General features: G+C 40.6%; 17 protein-coding genes. 3 read left to right on the forward strand and 14 right to left on the reverse strand.

The features are described 5' to 3' along the window. Positions 1–342 precede the first annotated feature (342 nt). The 3 genes from clpB to rluD all read right to left on the reverse strand — a co-directional run bounded on the left by clpB (position 343) and on the right by rluD (position 4,720). Positions 343–2,916 (reverse strand): ATP-dependent chaperone ClpB, encoded by a 2,574-nt coding sequence (gene clpB / locus AC1HJP_RS13945; RefSeq protein ID WP_480362356.1) that lies wholly within the window; start codon positions 2,914–2,916, stop codon positions 343–345. A gap of 88 nt (positions 2,917–3,004) precedes the next feature. Further along, positions 3,005–3,739, reverse strand: a complete 735-nt coding sequence (pgeF, locus tag AC1HJP_RS13950) for a peptidoglycan editing factor PgeF (RefSeq protein ID WP_480362357.1) — start codon at positions 3,737–3,739, stop codon at positions 3,005–3,007. A 3-nt stretch (positions 3,740–3,742) separates the two neighbouring features. Next, the gene (gene rluD, locus AC1HJP_RS13955; RefSeq protein WP_138483764.1) at positions 3,743–4,720 is read right to left on the reverse strand and encodes a 23S rRNA pseudouridine(1911/1915/1917) synthase RluD; all 978 of its coding nucleotides are present in this window, start codon (positions 4,718–4,720) and stop codon (positions 3,743–3,745) included. Positions 4,721–4,843: 123 nt separating this feature from the next. Between rluD and AC1HJP_RS13960 the strand changes: the two genes are divergently transcribed. Then, positions 4,844–5,617: an outer membrane protein assembly factor BamD gene (locus AC1HJP_RS13960; RefSeq protein WP_480362358.1), complete on the forward strand. Its 774-nt coding sequence runs from the start codon at positions 4,844–4,846 to the stop codon at positions 5,615–5,617. A 54-nt stretch (positions 5,618–5,671) separates the two neighbouring features. Here AC1HJP_RS13960 and glnB read toward each other — a convergent pair whose 3' ends face one another. Beyond that, complete coding sequence (gene glnB / locus AC1HJP_RS13965; RefSeq protein WP_130256575.1) at positions 5,672–6,010, reverse strand: nitrogen regulatory protein P-II; 339 nt, start codon at positions 6,008–6,010, stop codon at positions 5,672–5,674. A gap of 141 nt (positions 6,011–6,151) precedes the next feature. Between glnB and AC1HJP_RS13970 the strand changes: the two genes are divergently transcribed. Further along, a complete protein-coding gene (locus AC1HJP_RS13970; RefSeq protein ID WP_480362359.1) occupies positions 6,152–6,688 on the forward strand; it encodes a GspH/FimT family pseudopilin in 537 nt (178 codons plus the stop codon). A 70-nt stretch (positions 6,689–6,758) separates the two neighbouring features. Then, complete coding sequence (locus AC1HJP_RS13975) at positions 6,759–7,298, forward strand: GspH/FimT family pseudopilin (protein ID WP_480362360.1); 540 nt, start codon at positions 6,759–6,761, stop codon at positions 7,296–7,298. On the opposite strand, the gene AC1HJP_RS13980 is transcribed toward AC1HJP_RS13975, so the two are convergent. From AC1HJP_RS13980 to lspA, 10 genes are all read right to left on the reverse strand, one after another. After that, on the reverse strand, positions 7,295–7,714 hold the full coding sequence (locus tag AC1HJP_RS13980) for a type IV pilin protein (RefSeq protein WP_480362361.1): 420 nt from the start codon (positions 7,712–7,714) through the stop codon (positions 7,295–7,297). The two genes, AC1HJP_RS13975 and AC1HJP_RS13980, sit on opposite strands and share 4 nt — an antisense overlap. Continuing rightward, positions 7,701–10,793, reverse strand: a complete 3,093-nt coding sequence (locus tag AC1HJP_RS13985; protein WP_480362362.1) for a PilC/PilY family type IV pilus protein — start codon at positions 10,791–10,793, stop codon at positions 7,701–7,703. Before AC1HJP_RS13985 ends, AC1HJP_RS13980 begins: the two co-directional genes overlap by 14 nt. Position 10,794: 1 nt before the next feature. Then, positions 10,795–11,274: a pilus assembly protein PilX gene (locus tag AC1HJP_RS13990; RefSeq protein ID WP_480362363.1), complete on the reverse strand. Its 480-nt coding sequence runs from the start codon at positions 11,272–11,274 to the stop codon at positions 10,795–10,797. Continuing rightward, positions 11,262–12,251, reverse strand: coding sequence for a PilW family protein (locus AC1HJP_RS13995; protein ID WP_480362364.1), 990 nt, complete (start codon positions 12,249–12,251; stop codon positions 11,262–11,264). Before AC1HJP_RS13995 ends, AC1HJP_RS13990 begins: the two co-directional genes overlap by 13 nt. A gap of 1 nt (position 12,252) precedes the next feature. Next, positions 12,253–12,810 carry a type IV pilus modification protein PilV gene (gene pilV, locus AC1HJP_RS14000; protein WP_480362365.1) on the reverse strand — a complete coding sequence of 186 codons (558 nt, stop codon included), beginning with the start codon at positions 12,808–12,810 and terminating at the stop codon, positions 12,253–12,255. A gap of 99 nt (positions 12,811–12,909) precedes the next feature. Further along, positions 12,910–13,575: a LytR/AlgR family response regulator transcription factor gene (locus tag AC1HJP_RS14005; RefSeq protein ID WP_480362366.1), complete on the reverse strand. Its 666-nt coding sequence runs from the start codon at positions 13,573–13,575 to the stop codon at positions 12,910–12,912. Next, positions 13,572–14,597 carry a sensor histidine kinase gene (locus AC1HJP_RS14010; RefSeq protein ID WP_480362367.1) on the reverse strand — a complete coding sequence of 342 codons (1,026 nt, stop codon included), beginning with the start codon at positions 14,595–14,597 and terminating at the stop codon, positions 13,572–13,574. Before AC1HJP_RS14010 ends, AC1HJP_RS14005 begins: the two co-directional genes overlap by 4 nt. 4 nt (positions 14,598–14,601) lie before the next feature. After that, a complete protein-coding gene (ispH, locus tag AC1HJP_RS14015) occupies positions 14,602–15,531 on the reverse strand; it encodes a 4-hydroxy-3-methylbut-2-enyl diphosphate reductase (protein WP_349287522.1) in 930 nt (309 codons plus the stop codon). Beyond that, positions 15,531–15,971 carry an FKBP-type peptidyl-prolyl cis-trans isomerase gene (fkpB, locus tag AC1HJP_RS14020; protein ID WP_138483742.1) on the reverse strand — a complete coding sequence of 147 codons (441 nt, stop codon included), beginning with the start codon at positions 15,969–15,971 and terminating at the stop codon, positions 15,531–15,533. The genes ispH and fkpB overlap by 1 nt, the downstream gene beginning before the upstream one ends. After that, the gene (gene lspA / locus AC1HJP_RS14025) at positions 15,968–16,477 is read right to left on the reverse strand and encodes a signal peptidase II (RefSeq protein ID WP_390447020.1); all 510 of its coding nucleotides are present in this window, start codon (positions 16,475–16,477) and stop codon (positions 15,968–15,970) included. Before lspA ends, fkpB begins: the two co-directional genes overlap by 4 nt. Positions 16,478–16,483: the final 6 nt, after the last annotated feature.

Raw genomic sequence — 16,483 nt, forward strand, 5'->3', positions numbered from 1 at the left:
TTTTATTTGACTCGACATCGTTTTGATTTGCTTTTCAGCGTCTCGCCCCGTGTCAGTGGGGTCGCATTATAGGGAGAGCAGAAAATTACGCAACCCCTTTTTTAAAGAAAAATGCAAAAAACTGACTGTTCGCGTGTATTTTAAACGAAACGTCTGTTTTCAGATGTTTTCTGTACAAAAAGAAATCAAAACGAAGTAAAACTACAATATTTAAGTCATATAACCACCCCTTAATTATTCGGGGGAACTTAAGTATTGTCGAGAAGAAAGATAATGCAAGGAAGAAAAAGAAATAAATTTGGGCACACATATAAAATGAATGCCCAATGATTAGTCTGCTTATTACTTTATAAATGTAATAACGTCGTTATCTACCGTTACTCTAATTTTATCACCTGGGATAAATTCGCCTGACAATAGTTTTTGCGCTAATGGGTTTTCAACATATTGCTGTATTGCGCGTTTAAGAGGTCTTGCACCAAACACAGGATCAAAACCATGCGCAGCAATCTTATCTAACGCTTCAGGTAATAATTCGAACTGATAACCTTTCTCGAAAAGTCTGGCCGTCAATTTATCTAGTTGTATATTCGCGATCTCTTTAATATGTTCATCTATTAAAGGATGGAACACGACGGTTTCATCGATGCGGTTTATAAACTCAGGTCTAAACTGAGTAGCAAGGACACCCATCACCTTTTCTTTTAATGATGTATAGTCATTTTGACTAGCTTGCTCTTGGATGATGTCAGATCCTAAGTTTGACGTCATAATGATCACTGTGTTTTTAAAATCAACAGTACGGCCTTGACCATCAGTTAAACGGCCATCATCTAAAACTTGTAGCAATATATTGAACACATCAGGGTGTGCTTTTTCAACTTCATCCAATAACACAACAGAATAAGGACGACGTCTTACTGCTTCTGTTAAATAACCTCCTTCTTCATATCCGACATAGCCTGGAGGTGCACCAACTAATCTTGCGACTGAGTGCTTTTCCATAAATTCGGACATATCAATACGAACCATGGCTTCTTCAGTGTCAAACATAAAATTAGCAAGTGCTTTTGTTAACTCAGTCTTACCGACACCTGTCGGGCCTAAGAATAGGAATGAGCCAATCGGACGATTTGGATCTGCAAGACCAGCTCTTGAACGACGTATCGCATTTGATACCGCATTTACCGCTTCGTCTTGACCTATCACTTTATTGTGTAGCTCATCTTCCATTTGAAGTAGCTTTTCGCGCTCACCTTGTAGCATTTTAGCTACTGGGATACCTGTCCAGCGTGATAATATTTCTGCAATTTCGTCTTCACCGACCTGATTTTTTAACAAGCTCATTTCTTGCATTTCAGCTTGAGATGCAAGATCAAGTTTTCTTTCTAGTTCAGGAATTCGACCATATTGAAGCTCTGACATTCTTTGCAAGTCGCTTGCTCGACGTGCAACTTCAAGATCTAATCTCGCTTGCTCTAGCTCACCTTTTATTACTTGCGTGCCCTGTAAAGATGCTTTTTCGGCATTCCACACTTCATCAAGTTCTTTGTATTCACTCTCTAATTCTGAAATTAGACTCTGCATTTCAGTACGACGCTTTTGACTTGCTTCGTCTTTTTCTTTCGCTAGCGCATTGTCTTCTAACTTTAGTTGAATGATCTTACGCTCTAACCTATCTAGTTGCTCAGGTTTAGAATCTATTTGCAAACGAATAGAGCTGCCTGCTTCATCAATTAAGTCAATGGCCTTATCAGGAAGTTGTCTATCTGAAATATAACGATGGGAAAGGTTCGCTGCAGCAACAATTGCAGGATCTGTGATGTCAACAGAGTGATGAAGCTCATAACGCTCTTTTAAACCACGTAAAATAGCAATTGTGTCAGAGACACTTGGCTCACTCACAAATACTTTTTGAAAACGTCTTTCTAGCGCAGCATCCTTTTCAATATATTGACGATATTCATCTAGAGTAGTGGCTCCCACACAATGTAGCTCACCTCGGGCAAGTGCAGGTTTCAACATATTGCCTGCATCCATTGCACCGTCAGTTTTACCCGCACCTACCATAGTGTGGATTTCATCAATGAATAAGATCACTTGTCCTTCTTCTTTTGCCAGTTCATTTAGAACTGACTTTAGGCGTTCTTCAAATTCACCACGGTATTTTGCACCAGCTACCAGAGCACCCAAATCAAGAGAAAGCACGCGCTTGTTTTTAAGACCCTCAGGTACTTCTCCATTAATGATACGTTGTGCTAAACCTTCAGCAATGGCTGTTTTACCAACGCCTGGCTCACCGATTAGAACTGGATTATTCTTAGTACGTCTCTGTAGTACTTGTATTGTGCGTCGGATTTCTTCATCACGGCCAATTACAGGATCTAGTTTGCCCTGCTCTGCACGCTCAGTTAGATCAATGGTGAACTTTTCAAGAGATTGACGTGTGTCTTCAGCATTCGGGTTATCGACTTTTTGACCACCTCGAATTGCTTTTATAGCTTGTTCTACTTTTTTCTGAGTTAATTGCAACTCTCTTAAAATTTGACCTAATTCACCTTTATCTTCGCACGCAGCAAATACAAATAACTCACTCGATATATATTCGTCTTTGCGCTTTTGAGCATATTTATCACACAAATTAATAAGAGAAATAAGTTCATTGTGAAGTTGAACGTCTCCACCGATACCTGAAACCTTAAATATTTTATCGATTGATTTAGTCAGTTTATTATTTAGTTCGTCAGCACTGATCCCTGCTTGCGCTAGTAAAGCTCTAACACTTGAACCATTTTGCTGAAGTAGTGCATACATCAAATGCACAGGCATAATAAATTGATGGTCTCGGCCTAATGCCAGTGATTGCGCATCGGAAAGTGCAGCTTGGAATTTACTTGTGAATCTATCTAAACGCATGACGTCTAAACCTTTATAAAAATAATCTAGTTACTTTATGGGTATTCAACAGGTATTGTTCAAGGCTATTTTAAAGTTTTAATTTGATTTATTTGCGCCAAATCAAGGTCGCTAATCGACCTGTGAGTGCATCTCTGCGGTAGGAAAAATACTTTGTTGGCATAGAAAAGGTGCATTCATAATGACTGTATATTTGTGTTATGCCAAGCGAAGACAACTGCCGTTTGGCAATAGAAAAAATATCAGCTAAAAACTTTTTATTTTGTAGCTCTATAAAGTCATCAGTATGTGATGAATTCATGCGTGTAAACGCATTCACAACATCAGAACCCACTTCAAATGCAGTAGGTCCAATTGCAGGGCCTAACCAAGCCGATATTTGTTGATTTGGTGCGGTAAACTTCTCAATAGTTTTCTCAATAATATTACCAGCGAGAGGCCGCCAGCCACCATGAACAGCAGCCACTTCTTTACCATTATTACTCGCTAACAAAATTGGCAAACAATCAGCTGTCATAATTGCCAAAGGTTGAGCTTTTACTTTTGTATAAAGCGCATCGGCTTTTGGCCTATCAAATACCTTCTGCTCTGTAACTGAGTTTGTTACCTCTACAACATTGGCACTATGGACTTGTTCTAACCAAAATGGTGGGCTTGGTAAAAACTCATTTAATACTCGATGATTAGCCAACACCGCATCTTCGTCATCGCCAACATGAAATCCAAGGTTAAAACTCGAATAAGGTGGTCTAGAGCAACCACCTAAACGTGTAGTTTGGATGCTGCCGACAACTTGGTGTAATGGCCAATCAACTAACTGCATATTCTAATAAACTAAATCAGGATTGGCTTTCGTGTCATCACGTAACGCCTGGGTTAGAATCTGCATATCTTCAGGCACAGGGGCTTCCCAAGTCATTTGCTCTCCCGTAATTGGGTGCGCAATACTCAATTTAATAGCATGCAGCGCCTGACGTTTAAAGTCTCTTAGCTGTGCGAACAATTCTGGTGTTGCATTGCGAGGAGGGCGAGGGCGGCCGCCATATAATTGATCACCTACTAGCGGATGCGTTAAATAAGCCATGTGTACACGAATTTGGTGAGTACGACCTGTTTCTAGCCTTAAGCGTAAACGTGTGTGCGCTCTGAACTTTTCTGCAACGCGGTAATGCGTTACCGCAGGTTTGCCCATTTCATGAATAGCCATATGCGTGCGTTTTGTAGCATGACGACCTATTGGCTTTTCAACCATGCCACCGGCTGTCATTGTACCATTACAAATCGCTTCATATTCACGGGTAAAGTTATCGCGTTTTTGTAGGGCTTTAACAAGATGTGTTTGGGCTTGGATGGTTTTTGCAACAACCATTAAACCCGTCGTGTCTTTATCTAGACGATGTACAATACCCGCTCGTGGCACGTTAATGATATCCGGGTGGTGATGTAATAAGGCATTTAATACTGTGCCATCTGGATTACCAGCACCTGGGTGTACTACCAGCCCCATAGGCTTATTAATAACAAGAATATCATCATCTTCATAAACGATGTTTAGGTCGATGTCTTGTGCTTCGTATTCACGTGGTGCTTCGATTTGCGTCTCGATGGAAATTAACTCCCCACCTAACAGCTTTTCTCTTGGTGTCGATAATACCTCACCATCGACGGTGACTTTTTCATCTAAAATCCAAGTTTTTATTCTTGAACGTGAAAAATCAGGGAACATTTGCGCCAAAATTTGGTCTAGACGTTTACCGCCTAATTCAGTTGGCACTTCGGCTTGAAGAGAAATTTGCTCAGACATCTGTTAGTTTACCTAAATTACCAGTGCAAGCTTAGCTCGACTGGGTTAGAATCGCATAAATGCATAGTTTACTCGGTTTTGCCATCTTGGCCTAGCCGAAGACACCAAAGGTAGTAAAATAAAATGATAACTAAATTAGGGAAACGCGCCTTTGCCATCCTAGTCAGCACTTCTTTTCTAGGTCTTGCGGCATGCTCTTCTGCACCAGAGCAAGAAGATATCGAACGTGTGCCGAATAAGTCAGCACAAGCACTCTATGAAGATGCTAAATCAACCTTAGACTCTGGTTTATATGCTCGTTCTATTGAGTTACTAGGTGCGTTAAATTCTCGTTATCCATTTGGCCCTCATGCACAGCAAGTGCAGATGGATCTCGTTTTTGCTTTTTATAAGACAGGTAACACTGATCAAGCGCTTGCGACAATAGACCGCTTTATTCGACTAAATCCAAATCACAAAAACTTAGACTACATGTATTTTATGCGTGGCTTAGTTAATATTCAGGCTGATAAAAATGCCTTTCAAGAATACTTCGGCATAGATAGGGCTGACCGAGATGCAAGTCGTACCCGTGTTGCTTTCCAAGATCTTTCAACTTTAGTAGATAGCTACCCTGAGAGCCCATATGTACCTGAAGCAAAAAAACGCTTAGTATGGCTATTAAATAAAATGGCTCGTTACGAAATTAAAGTAGCAGAATATTATTTTGAGCGTGAAGCCTATTTAGCCGCAGCTAACCGTGGTAAGTATGTTGTGGAACACTTTTCACAAAGTAGCTATTTAATCACAGCGCTTGAGATAATGGAGAAAAGCTATGCCAAGCTTGGACTTGATGAGTTAAGCAAGCATGCACAGCAGACTCGTTTATTAAACGAGCAACAGCGACTAGTGAATTAATTTGTATTAAAAACAAAAACGGCGCTCGTTGAGCGCCGTTTTTGTTTAATCTCATTAAATAGCTTCTTCGTCTTCTTCACCTGTTCGGATACGCACCACACGTTCGACTTCAGTCACGAAGATTTTACCGTCACCTATTTTACCTGTCTGCGCTGTTTTAAGAATTACTTCGATCGCTCTATCAACATCTTCGTCAGCTAAAACAATATCTAGTTTCACTTTAGGCAAAAAGTCGACCATATATTCCGCACCACGGTATAGCTCTGTATGGCCTTTTTGACGACCAAAGCCCTTCACTTCACAGACTGTCATACCTGTAATGCCTATTTCAGACAAAGCTTCACGAACATCATCGAGTTTAAAAGGTTTAATTATTGCTTCTATTTTTTTCATGGTGTTTTATTTCCTTAGCGAGTGAGTCGATTTTAGACAATCCCACTATTCATAGCAAACAAACTCGTTGCAAACTATTGAGAAAAAGCTTCATAATGCAATATGCTACAATTGAATAATTGCTCTTTTCTAGGCGTCAATATGAAACATCGTGGCTTCACGTTATTAGAACTGCTCATCACTATTGCGATATTAGCCATCTTAGTGACCTTGTCTTTTGCCGGTAATACAGATCTGAATGAAAAAACACGTGCAGAGTCTTTTATGCTTGAGTTGAAAAGACACATCACATTTGCTCGAGCAAAAGCAACAACCAGCGATGAAATCGTGATCTTGTGTCCTGTCGATGCGAAAAAACTCGCTGCAAACGAAAATCTCACATGCATCAATAACTGGAAGAATAACCAGATCATTTCATTTATTGATAAAAATAATAATGGCACATATGAAGTCGCAAGTGATGACTTACTTCGCGTTATGGATAAGCTGATAGCAAATGACAACCTAAAAGCACCAGATACGCGTTTAAGGTTTGATAGCAGTGGTCGTGTTGTGAATACAAACGCTGGTCAATTTACCTATTGTCCTTTAAATCAAACTGAACATGCCAAAGCGCTGACACTCACCGTCGGTGGGACTGCACTATACAACGGTGATAGCAGCACCGGCTGTTCATAAAACAACATTGACAAACTAATACTTTATTCTATATTTATATCCACAATTTAATCTTATTAAGGTTGCAAGGATGGCAGCTAGAAACTCACTTAATCACGCTCGAGGTTTAACTCTAATTGAGTTACTCGTCACCCTATCTTTAATCGTTATTCTTACTTTTTTGGCGGTGCCTTCCTTCAATAGCGTTTTACACAAGAATAGACCTGAAGTGGCCCTTAAACAGATAAAACGGCAAATATTTCTGTCGCGAGGCTATGCCATAACCCATGATAAATACATTAGTTTTTGTGGCTTAGTTCATAATAAGTGCCATAAAGACCTTTGGCATGAATCATTAACCAGTTTTGTCGATACCAATAGAAACCATGTACTCGATGCCGATGAAGAAGTACTCTACGTCATTGACCGTATTAATATCCAAGATGAATTATCATATCCACGTCATGCCATTACATTTAAGCCCGATGGTAGTCTAAAAGGGTTAGCAAATGGTACGTTTGTCTATTGTACATTTGACCTCAAAGGCAAACCCACTGGACTTGAAATGAGTATTAACAACGCAGGTAGAGCAAGAATGAGGGATACTAGAAAGTGTAAGGAGCGCATTTAGCGCTCCCAGCAATCATCCGTATCACTTGTGCCTGTAGAACCTTTAATTCCTGTATCTGTAATGGTAAACGTAGAGCAAGCAGTATCACCAGCCACTGCACCAGAAGCTGCTGTTGCCGTGATTGTAAATGATGTGCCAGTGTCTGGCACCTCTACTGTAATGGTAAAATAACCATTTTCACTCGTTGAAGGGACATTTATTAAGCTCAAATCATCTGCATAGCTTCTATTATCAGCATAGTACTGCTCTTGTTTATTGGCAGCATCTAAAAGTAATACCATTGCATCTGAGCGCGCAGCTCTCTTAACGTACTCTGTGTACTGAGGATAGGCAACAGAGGCTAGGATGCCCGCTATTGCAACAACAATTAGCATTTCAAGTAAGGTAAAGCCCTTTATACGATTACTTTTCATCATGATCTTCTCGTTTGTAAATATACATTTGCTTTGTCGTAATACCATGTACTTCATTGCTCAAAAATGTTGGTTGCCCCGCGCTGTTGAGTGTTGGTAAGGGCCCCGCTACTTTAGCACTTAAAAATGGCTCACTCGGTTTACTACCGTCAGGACCTTTCCCTCCTGTAGAGTCAGTACTCTTTAATTCAATATTTAAACGGCCTGTGCTGCGTTTATAACCCCCTTCTGTTTCTGATTCTTTATGGTAAAGGATCACAGGTGTACTGGGGACTTCTCTCTCGGTGTCATACCTGACCTTCTGGAACACGCGCGCACCATAATGCAAATGTAAAGCGTATAAAGAACCACCACCACTGCCCACGGAACATTGGTCTATCGAGGTATCTAAGTGTGGTGTAAACGAAGTAAAGTAAGCAATACCGCCTACTACAGTTGCTTTTGCTAACGATTTTTCTCCAGACCTAAGTTGATATTTCCATCCTTTAAGCGCACCTAGTTCCGCTTCTTTTTCGTAAAAAGCTTGTTTAGACGTTGCTTGGTAGAAAGGTTCATCTTTTACTTGCATAAGCTGGCTATGGTAAATCGTATCTGGTATCTCATCACCTTGGTATGAGCGTGTTACCGTGTTTTCATCACGTATCACATAGAGCTGGTTATTCACTGTTTTCTCTAGTGGACTTGCTCTATTACCACTGCCTATAATAATCGCTTCATAGGGGACTTCTCTTCGTGTTGTATACGAGCCATTGTTGGTTATCGTCTTGGTGACTTTACTAAAGAAAGTACGAGCAACTAATGGTTGATAAAAGAAGCGTCTATCATCTCTGTCTTTTGAACCTGCTAACTCTGCGAGTTTAAAGTGGGTCCAAGGGTTCTCAGTGTCATTTGGTTTATCTCTAGGCATATCAACCCGCCAAATGTTGCCACCGGTATCTGCAGCATAGATCCTATCTGTAAAGCCATCGTAGTCCGAGTCCATGAGTGAAACATCTGCCGCAATACTATGAAGACCTTTAAATTTACTTGCTTTCTCAGTATTGATACTCGGTCCACCCGGTGTCAACGACCAAACTAGATTGCCACTCTCAGCGTCTACAATGAATAAGCCTCGACCCCTGCTATCTTTTGTTTTAGAAATATTGTCTTTATTGGTATCGTAACCTGCACCAAAAATCACCACAGGCTTTTCTTCTTGCGAACGAATATAAGTAACGAAGGGCTTCGACCATGACTGAGCTAATTCTTCAAACCCTGTTTTTTCTTTTGTTATTGGTTTATTCCATAACATTTTAGGTTTATCGGGACTCGTTATATCTAACGCATAGTAAGCTGTGCCCCCTCTTCTAAGCCCAAAAAACAGCCACACTTCATCCGAACCATTAACAATCTTATCTCGGTTAATATCTTTATGGAATACCGTTATTGGACCATCAACACCATAAAGCTTGGTCCCATCCTGCTTATTCATTAGAGGCTTATGAATGTCAAGCAACTGACCTGGTAAAAACGCCCAACTTTCATTTACTGTATTGCCATTATCTTTGAAGGCATGCAAAACACCTGAATTAGTGCCAACAAAGACTCTAATATCATTGTTACCATAATCCATGGTGACTGGTTTTGAATGAAGCGGATCACCAAAGATGTCTTTTCTTATATTTGAGTCACTGTTTTCATTTAATACATCTTTACCTGAAGCCCAATTCATTATTTGCTTTGCTTCCTTGTTATTCTTTGCACGAAATAGCTTTCTTAAGTTTTTTGCCCCAACTTTATTTTTCGCTTTATTCCATTTGAAATCTATCAGTGCCCCCTCCCCGAAATCAGAAAATAGTTTTCGAGAGGTTTGCTTAGATAATTGGTAATTCACACCGCCTTGCTCAATATTATTCCCGTCATTCGAACCAGGCTTAGACCAAAAAGTTGTCGCATCTTTACTGATGATGCCATCTTGCGCATCAAGTGCAGGCTTATTCGACATGTCAATGATTTCACCATCTTTAACCTGTAGTTTTTTTAAGTTGCCTTGCCAACGGGAGTGTTTCTCAGGCAAAAACATGGTGTAGTAAAGAGAGTTACCACTTTGTGTTTGATCTGAGCTATTCATTGATACCGAAGGAGACACAAAGCTTGAGTTTCGTTGGTTTATGGCAACCAAAATTTTATTAAAGTCTTCTTTTAATTTTTCTGCAGTATCCGCTTGATAGTATTTACCACCGCCTAGTTCGGCGGTTTCTCTTAAAATTTTCTCACCAGCATCACTCATTCCCTTACCAAAACCAATGGTGTATACATAAGCTGTGTCTTTTAAATCAGATGTATTCGGGTAAAGATCGACTTCGACAGGATCTTTACCGCCTCTGCCATGCATAGCTGCTGCCAAAGCCGGCATATAACTTTTCTCTATAACAGGCGTATCTTGTTTGAATGTATTTTTATAGAGTTTAGAGATATCTGAATTCGAACTCGTATCAACAGAGGGGTCACCATCGGTCATTAAAATTACATTCACAGCGCTATTACACCTTTGCTCACCAGCTTTTGGGGTAAAAGGAGAGATGTATTTACTTCCTGATTCAATATTACGGTCTCTTCCAATAGAGTAGTAATCAGCATAATCTCTGTCTTCACCGATTAAGTACAAATACGCCTCCCAAAGAGTTTCGCTCAAAGGAGTCCCCCCATTGGCCTCTAGGGTATTAATTTTATTTTTTATATCCGATTTACTAGAACCTATCCCAGAAAGTACATACCCTCCTTCATTGTCGCTGTTAAATCGCATCAAGCCAAAATCTACATTCTCATTCGCTTTATCTTCAATCAGGTCTGTTATGGTATCTTTTGCAACACCTAAACGATTATCCGGGCAAAGTCTCCACCTTCTATAGTAGGAATCATAGCCACAATCATCACCAGTAGTACTTGAAAATGCCATACTGCCTGAGGTATCAAATACAATCATTACCCGAGGCTTTTCTTCAATATTGATTTTATGTTTAACAAAAAGTTCAATATCTTCAGATTTTGCAGTTGGTGCGAGCATTAAAGATACAAGACCAAAAAATACACTATATTTCATCTTAGCTGCCCTCATTGTGACTAATGATTTCTTGACCAATCCCTATGACCACAGTAATTGTATGCTTATTCTTAGAACCGTAAGTGATGGTTGACTCCATTTCCGTTAAGTTGCAGGTTAAGCCATCTGTATAAGCGAACTGCCTTGGGCAATGTAATTCCATTTCGCCATTATTCAAATTTTTAAGTGTATTCGTCATATGTGAAGGGGTTGAGGATGAACTCATATCCATACCATCTTCAGGCATTTGTTGACGCTTTAGTGTAAATCGATTGTTGGTACTGGTCCCTTCTGCAACTATGAGTTTATGGATCTCACCAATAAGTTCGGTTTCAGCCTCTGCACGTTCTTGTGCTGCATTGGTAATTTTTAAATCGATACTACTGCTACTCATTAAACTTACAGCGACTGCTGTGACCGCGACTATCATGATCATAGCTGTGATTAGAACAACACCTTTCTGCTTCTTTACATTCGCCATGCTGTAGACCCCACATTATTCAATCGAATTGTCGTTGTAAAAACTGTTCGCCTGTATTTATCGGTAAAAGTATGAACTCGCTTGTCATCATCTAGTCCTAGAGTATATGTCTGACTTTTGAGCTCTAAATCAGCATCAGCCTCTAAGGACCTAACGAGTAAAAACACCTGAACCGTTAAAATACCGTTGGTGTTCTCCCAGAGTTCTGAGGTCATATCCTGAGTACTGCGGTAAGTATCCACTTTATTATCTGAGTCACTGTCTATACCAAACACCATGCGCATATCTTCAATGCCTTCCATGATAGGCTCTGTCACTAAGCCACCATTTTCAGTTAACCTTTTACGCATTAGAACAGGCACAACTATGTCTCTATTATTAATTTTTAAGGTTTGCTCATTGATATAGTAAACGTGGTGACTATATGGCCATAACGTCGCGTTTACTGTCGGTAATGGGTTTTTAGCCGCACCCCCGGTTATAAATTGTGCTTTTTCTTGCTCTGCGATAAAGTAATATCGATTAGTATTTGTGATTGTTTCAGGTGTCATCTGACGCCCTTCAAGAAACTTTAACTGAATAACATTCGTGTCTTCCTTCGAGTCGTCAATACAGCCCAACATTTCGTTGCCATCAGACACTTCAGCAAATACAGGTCGAAAGTTTGTCGGGGTGGTATCTGGAAAACTGCCGTTATTTAACCCGCCAAAACAATCAGGGTCAGGGTTTGATTCACTTACCGTGTTATCTACTGAGAATTCAGCCTCATAAAATGTGCCCCAGAATCCAATCTGCTCTATATCTCTTCTTAAAATAGATAAAGTTAGACGACCTGTTTCTTGCAATTCACCAATTGCCATCGTATCTCGAGTGGTTGCCTTCATACTGACATAAGTCGCAATGACCCCACCTAAAATTAAGAAGCCTATGAACATAGAAATCAGAAACTCTAAAATAGTGAAACCCTTCTGCTTCATTTTATCCTCTGATCAATAAGTAACTATCTAGTTTTACTAAACGACGCCTGTCATCAACGTTACCGCACTGTATGTCTTTAGTCGCATCGGACGCCTTAAAGTCTTGTCTGCCGCGCCATGAAACAATGACGCTCACATCAAACCCCATACCAGCAGTATTCGCTACGGGTGTAATGTTGATACAGACCGTTGCTTCGTCCAAAGACCCTGTATTTTCTCTTGCTCTAATCGCTGCCTTCCAGTTTTCAAGATCTGTTCTGGCAATATTCTGTGCGCTACATACATCTTTATAACAATCATCTCGAGGACTTAAATCTGTGTCGCTACTAAATGTTTGTTTGTACAAGGACACGATATCTGCAGTATCATTTGACCTGATACGCTGCATAATATCTTCACCCAGCGAAATTGCAGCCGCACGTTGCATAGAGTCAAAACTGGCTTTTTTAGCTTGCGCCTGTAAAGCTACAGCGCCTAATAACCCAAAGCTCAACACCATAAATGCGATTAGCACTTCAAGAAGGGTGAACCCTGATTGTGTTCGATTGATAAATGGCATACACAGTCAAAAACGGTTTATGATTTTTGCATTGTTCAAGAGTTGTTTACTAGAAGCAATTTTTGAAAGGATAAGCGGCTTTTATTTCTGACAAGCGGTCTATAAATGATTTTTTATTGCAGAATAAGCACGGCGGCTTACTGCTAACTTTTCAGAATGGTCGACTAAACTAACCAAAATACCTGAATGTGTATGTTCGAGTTGCTTTATGGACTTTGCTTTCACTAATGTGTTTCGGTGAATTTGTACAAAATGTTCAGGGTAAAGAGTGAGTAGCTTTTTAAGGCTTAAATCAATTGTCGCATCACCACCTTGAAAGTAGATCTGCGTTAGCTTGTCTTCCGCTTTAGCCACTATCACATCATCAACATCTACCCAACGAGTTTGACTTCCCACTTGATACTGAATACGAGGCTTAAATAGGTGCGCTAGAAGTGAAAACAGATCCGATTGACTTACGGGCTTAACCAAAAAGCCTGCAGCAAACACATTAAAAGCTTGCAAAGCAAATTCACTGTGGGCGGTGATAAAGATAATTTTTAAATCTCGATATTTCTGATTGAGCAATTCAGCCGTTTTAATACCATCAAGCCCTGGCATATTGATATCAAGAAACAGTAATTGTACTGAATGCTCATTTATAGCCGGCTCAACCTCATCACCAGAACTTACTTGTGCAACACACTCATAGTGTGGCCAGGCTGATAGCAAGCGTATAACTCTTGCTCTTGCCAAAGGTTCGTCATCAGCAATGATATATTTCATGCTCTTGCTCCAATAGGAACGCGTAACTCTACTACGAACTTATCTTGCTCAATTGCCGTTTGCAAACTTGCGCTGTTACCAAAATGAAGCTCAATCCGAGCTTTAATATTAGACAAGGCTATCCCCTGCCCTGATTGAACTTTACGGTCATGATGATTTATTGGATTAGTTATTTTGATAACGATTTGCTCAGCAACATCCGAAATATACACTTCAATATTACTTTTAGTGCCACTTGGCTCGATGCCATAATTCACTGCATTTTCGAGCAAAGGCTGAATCGATAAAACCGGTACTTGACTTGCCAAGTTGCAAGAATCAATCTGCCAGATGACCCCGAACTTATCGCCAAAACGCCATGCTTCTATCGCCAAATATTGCTTTGATAGATTTATCTCATCTTCTAGGGTTGTTAACTGCTGAGTACGCATGGCGGCTTGTGATAAACGGGCAAGATTTAACGTCGCCTGCTCCGCAGCTTGGGGATCAACATGGGCTAACTCGGCAATCGTATTAAGACTATTATTTAAAAAGTGGGGCCTTATACGAGCATACAATGCGTCTAGCTCTACCTTTGAGAGCGTTTTAATCGTGTCTACTCGCTCAGCATAAATGCTCATCAAATAAATGAAAAATAGCTGCATACCTAACCCCAGCACACAGTGCTGAGCCGCAATGGTCCAATCAATTTGGCCTGCAATATAGCGCTGTGACAATAAACTTAGAATTAAAGTATTAATTTGGAAAATAACTATAATTGTAAGTATTTCTAAAGAGGAATTGAGTTTTGATAGCTGCGTTTTTAAGCCATACACAACAGCCAAGCTCGTCGTACTGGCAAGGTGAATGAATAAGCTAATTAAGCCGAGGCGCTCCCACGCAGAGCCAATACTCATCGGGGCAAAAGCTAACAAGGTTGCTAGTAATTGTGCGGTAACGAGCATGGCAAGTACGCCACGCTCAGTAACCATGATTGGCAGCAATGCAGATGTTAAATCGGGCGATTTAAACCTTGCTGCCATAAAGTTATCTCAACTCGGCTGGCACCGCAAATACAATGCTTTCTTCGATACCTGGGTTTTCGACCACAGTTTTACCACCTAACTCTTTCAAGCGCGTTATAACTTGTTGAACAAGTACTTCAGGGGCAGATGCACCCGCTGTAACTCCAACTGAGTTGATATTCTCAAACCAGCTTGCATCAACACAACTTGCATCGTCAATTAAGTAAGCAGTAGTGCCCATTTTCTCAGCAAGCTCGCGTAAACGATTCGAGTTTGAGCTGTTTTTAGCGCCCACTACCAGTAGCACATCTGCTTTATCTGCAAGGTCACGCACGGCATCTTGACGGTTTTGTGTTGCATAACAAATGTCGTCTTTGCGTGGGCCGTCAATCTCTGGGAATTTAGCACGTAACGCATCAATCACATCAGCAGTGTCGTCAACTGATAAAGTTGTTTGGCTGCAGTAGAATAAGTTGCTTGGATCTTTCACTTCAAGGGCTGCAACATCCTCAGGCGTTTCTACTAAGTAGATCCCCCCTTCAGGGTTGTCGTATTGACCCATAGTGCCTTCCACTTCAGGGTGACCTTGGTGACCAATCAATACACATTCAGTACCACGGCGGCTTGCGCGTGTTACTTCCATATGCACTTTAGTAACCAATGGGCAAGTAGCATCAAATACTTTTAATTCACGACGCTTTGCTTCTGCTCGCACAGCTTGCGATACACCATGCGCACTAAAAATAACAATGCTGTCATCAGGTACTTGATGCAGCTCTTCAACAAAAACAGCACCGCGATCTTTTAAGCCATTAACCACATACTTGTTATGTACAACTTCATGACGCACATAAATAGGCGGATTAAAAATATCTAATGCACGCTCTACAATTGAGATAGCGCGATCAACACCCGCACAAAAGCCACGAGGGTTTGCTAACAAAATGTCCATTAGCCAGTTACCTCTAAAATATCGACTTCAAATGTTACTTTTTGTCCAGCTAGAGGATGGTTGAAATCAATTGTCACAGAGTCACCTGCCACTTCACGAACAAGACCTGGTAGCTCAGTGCCATCTGGCTGAGTGAAAGCAATAATACTGCCCACTTCAGCTGGCGCATCAGGACCAAACTTACTGCGTTCAACATAATAGATGTTGTCTGGGTTTGGCTGACCAAATGCATCTTCAGGTTCTAAATCAAAAGATTTACTCTCACCTGCTTTTAAGCCTAACAGGCATTTTTCAAAGTTTTCAGTCAGGCTACCATCACCCATGAATAACTTTGCAGGTTTGTTATGTACTTTTGTTGAATCAGCTGCCGATCCGTCTTCTAGCTTGATCGAAAAATGAAAAAGAACTTCTGATTTTTCGCCAATGACGTGTTCGCTCATGCTTTTTTCTCCTGAGAACCATCTGCACCTTCACCTGTGAAGGCATCTAAAAGAAGTAGACCCGCACCGCAAACAATTGCGATATCAGCCACATTGAATGCTGGATAGTGCCAATCTTGATAATAAAAATGTAGAAAATCTACAACATAACCATGCACTAAACGGTCAACTAGGTTGCCAATCGCACCACCAATGACCATTGAGTAAGCGCCACATAATACCCAGTTTTTCGCAGGCAGCTTTTTCAGCCAATAAGTCAGTAATAAACTTATCAACACCGCAATACTACTGAAGAACCAGCGTTGCCAACCGCCTGCATCACTTAAAAAGCTAAATGCAGCGCCATAGTTGTGCATGTAAGTGAAGTTAAAAATTGGCAAAATCTCTATAGATTCATAGAGCTTCATATTTGCCACGACTACAGCTTTGGTTATGTAGTCTACTGCAAAAAGCAGTAGACTCAGTACTAACCAAATTAAACCCGATTTTTGTTTAACTTCGGTCACTCGTTG

It is taken from the genome of Pseudoalteromonas sp. NFXS53 (assembly GCF_056629255.1).

Excerpts from the sequence above, each read along its gene's own strand:
- AC1HJP_RS13990 (WP_480362363.1), bottom strand. The coding sequence starts at position 11,274 with ATGGCGAATGTAAAGAAGCAGAAAGGTGTTGTTCTAATCACAGCTATG.
- AC1HJP_RS13985 (WP_480362362.1), bottom strand. The coding sequence starts at position 10,793 with ATGAAATATAGTGTATTTTTTGGTCTTGTATCTTTAATGCTCGCACCA.
- rluD (WP_138483764.1), bottom strand. The coding sequence starts at position 4,720 with ATGTCTGAGCAAATTTCTCTTCAAGCCGAAGTGCCAACTGAATTAGGC.
- AC1HJP_RS13995 (WP_480362364.1), bottom strand. The coding sequence starts at position 12,251 with ATGAAGCAGAAGGGTTTCACTATTTTAGAGTTTCTGATTTCTATGTTC.
- clpB (WP_480362356.1), bottom strand. The coding sequence starts at position 2,916 with ATGCGTTTAGATAGATTCACAAGTAAATTCCAAGCTGCACTTTCCGAT.
- glnB (WP_130256575.1), bottom strand. The coding sequence starts at position 6,010 with ATGAAAAAAATAGAAGCAATAATTAAACCTTTTAAACTCGATGATGTT.
- AC1HJP_RS13975 (WP_480362360.1), top strand. The coding sequence starts at position 6,759 with ATGGCAGCTAGAAACTCACTTAATCACGCTCGAGGTTTAACTCTAATT.
- AC1HJP_RS14010 (WP_480362367.1), bottom strand. The coding sequence starts at position 14,597 with ATGGCAGCAAGGTTTAAATCGCCCGATTTAACATCTGCATTGCTGCCA.
- fkpB (WP_138483742.1), bottom strand. The coding sequence starts at position 15,971 with ATGAGCGAACACGTCATTGGCGAAAAATCAGAAGTTCTTTTTCATTTT.
- pgeF (WP_480362357.1), bottom strand. The coding sequence starts at position 3,739 with ATGCAGTTAGTTGATTGGCCATTACACCAAGTTGTCGGCAGCATCCAA.
- ispH (WP_349287522.1), bottom strand. The coding sequence starts at position 15,531 with ATGGACATTTTGTTAGCAAACCCTCGTGGCTTTTGTGCGGGTGTTGAT.
- AC1HJP_RS13970 (WP_480362359.1), top strand. The coding sequence starts at position 6,152 with ATGAAACATCGTGGCTTCACGTTATTAGAACTGCTCATCACTATTGCG.
- AC1HJP_RS13960 (WP_480362358.1), top strand. The coding sequence starts at position 4,844 with ATGATAACTAAATTAGGGAAACGCGCCTTTGCCATCCTAGTCAGCACT.
- AC1HJP_RS14005 (WP_480362366.1), bottom strand. The coding sequence starts at position 13,575 with ATGAAATATATCATTGCTGATGACGAACCTTTGGCAAGAGCAAGAGTT.
- AC1HJP_RS13980 (WP_480362361.1), bottom strand. The coding sequence starts at position 7,714 with ATGATGAAAAGTAATCGTATAAAGGGCTTTACCTTACTTGAAATGCTA.
- pilV (WP_480362365.1), bottom strand. The coding sequence starts at position 12,810 with ATGCCATTTATCAATCGAACACAATCAGGGTTCACCCTTCTTGAAGTG.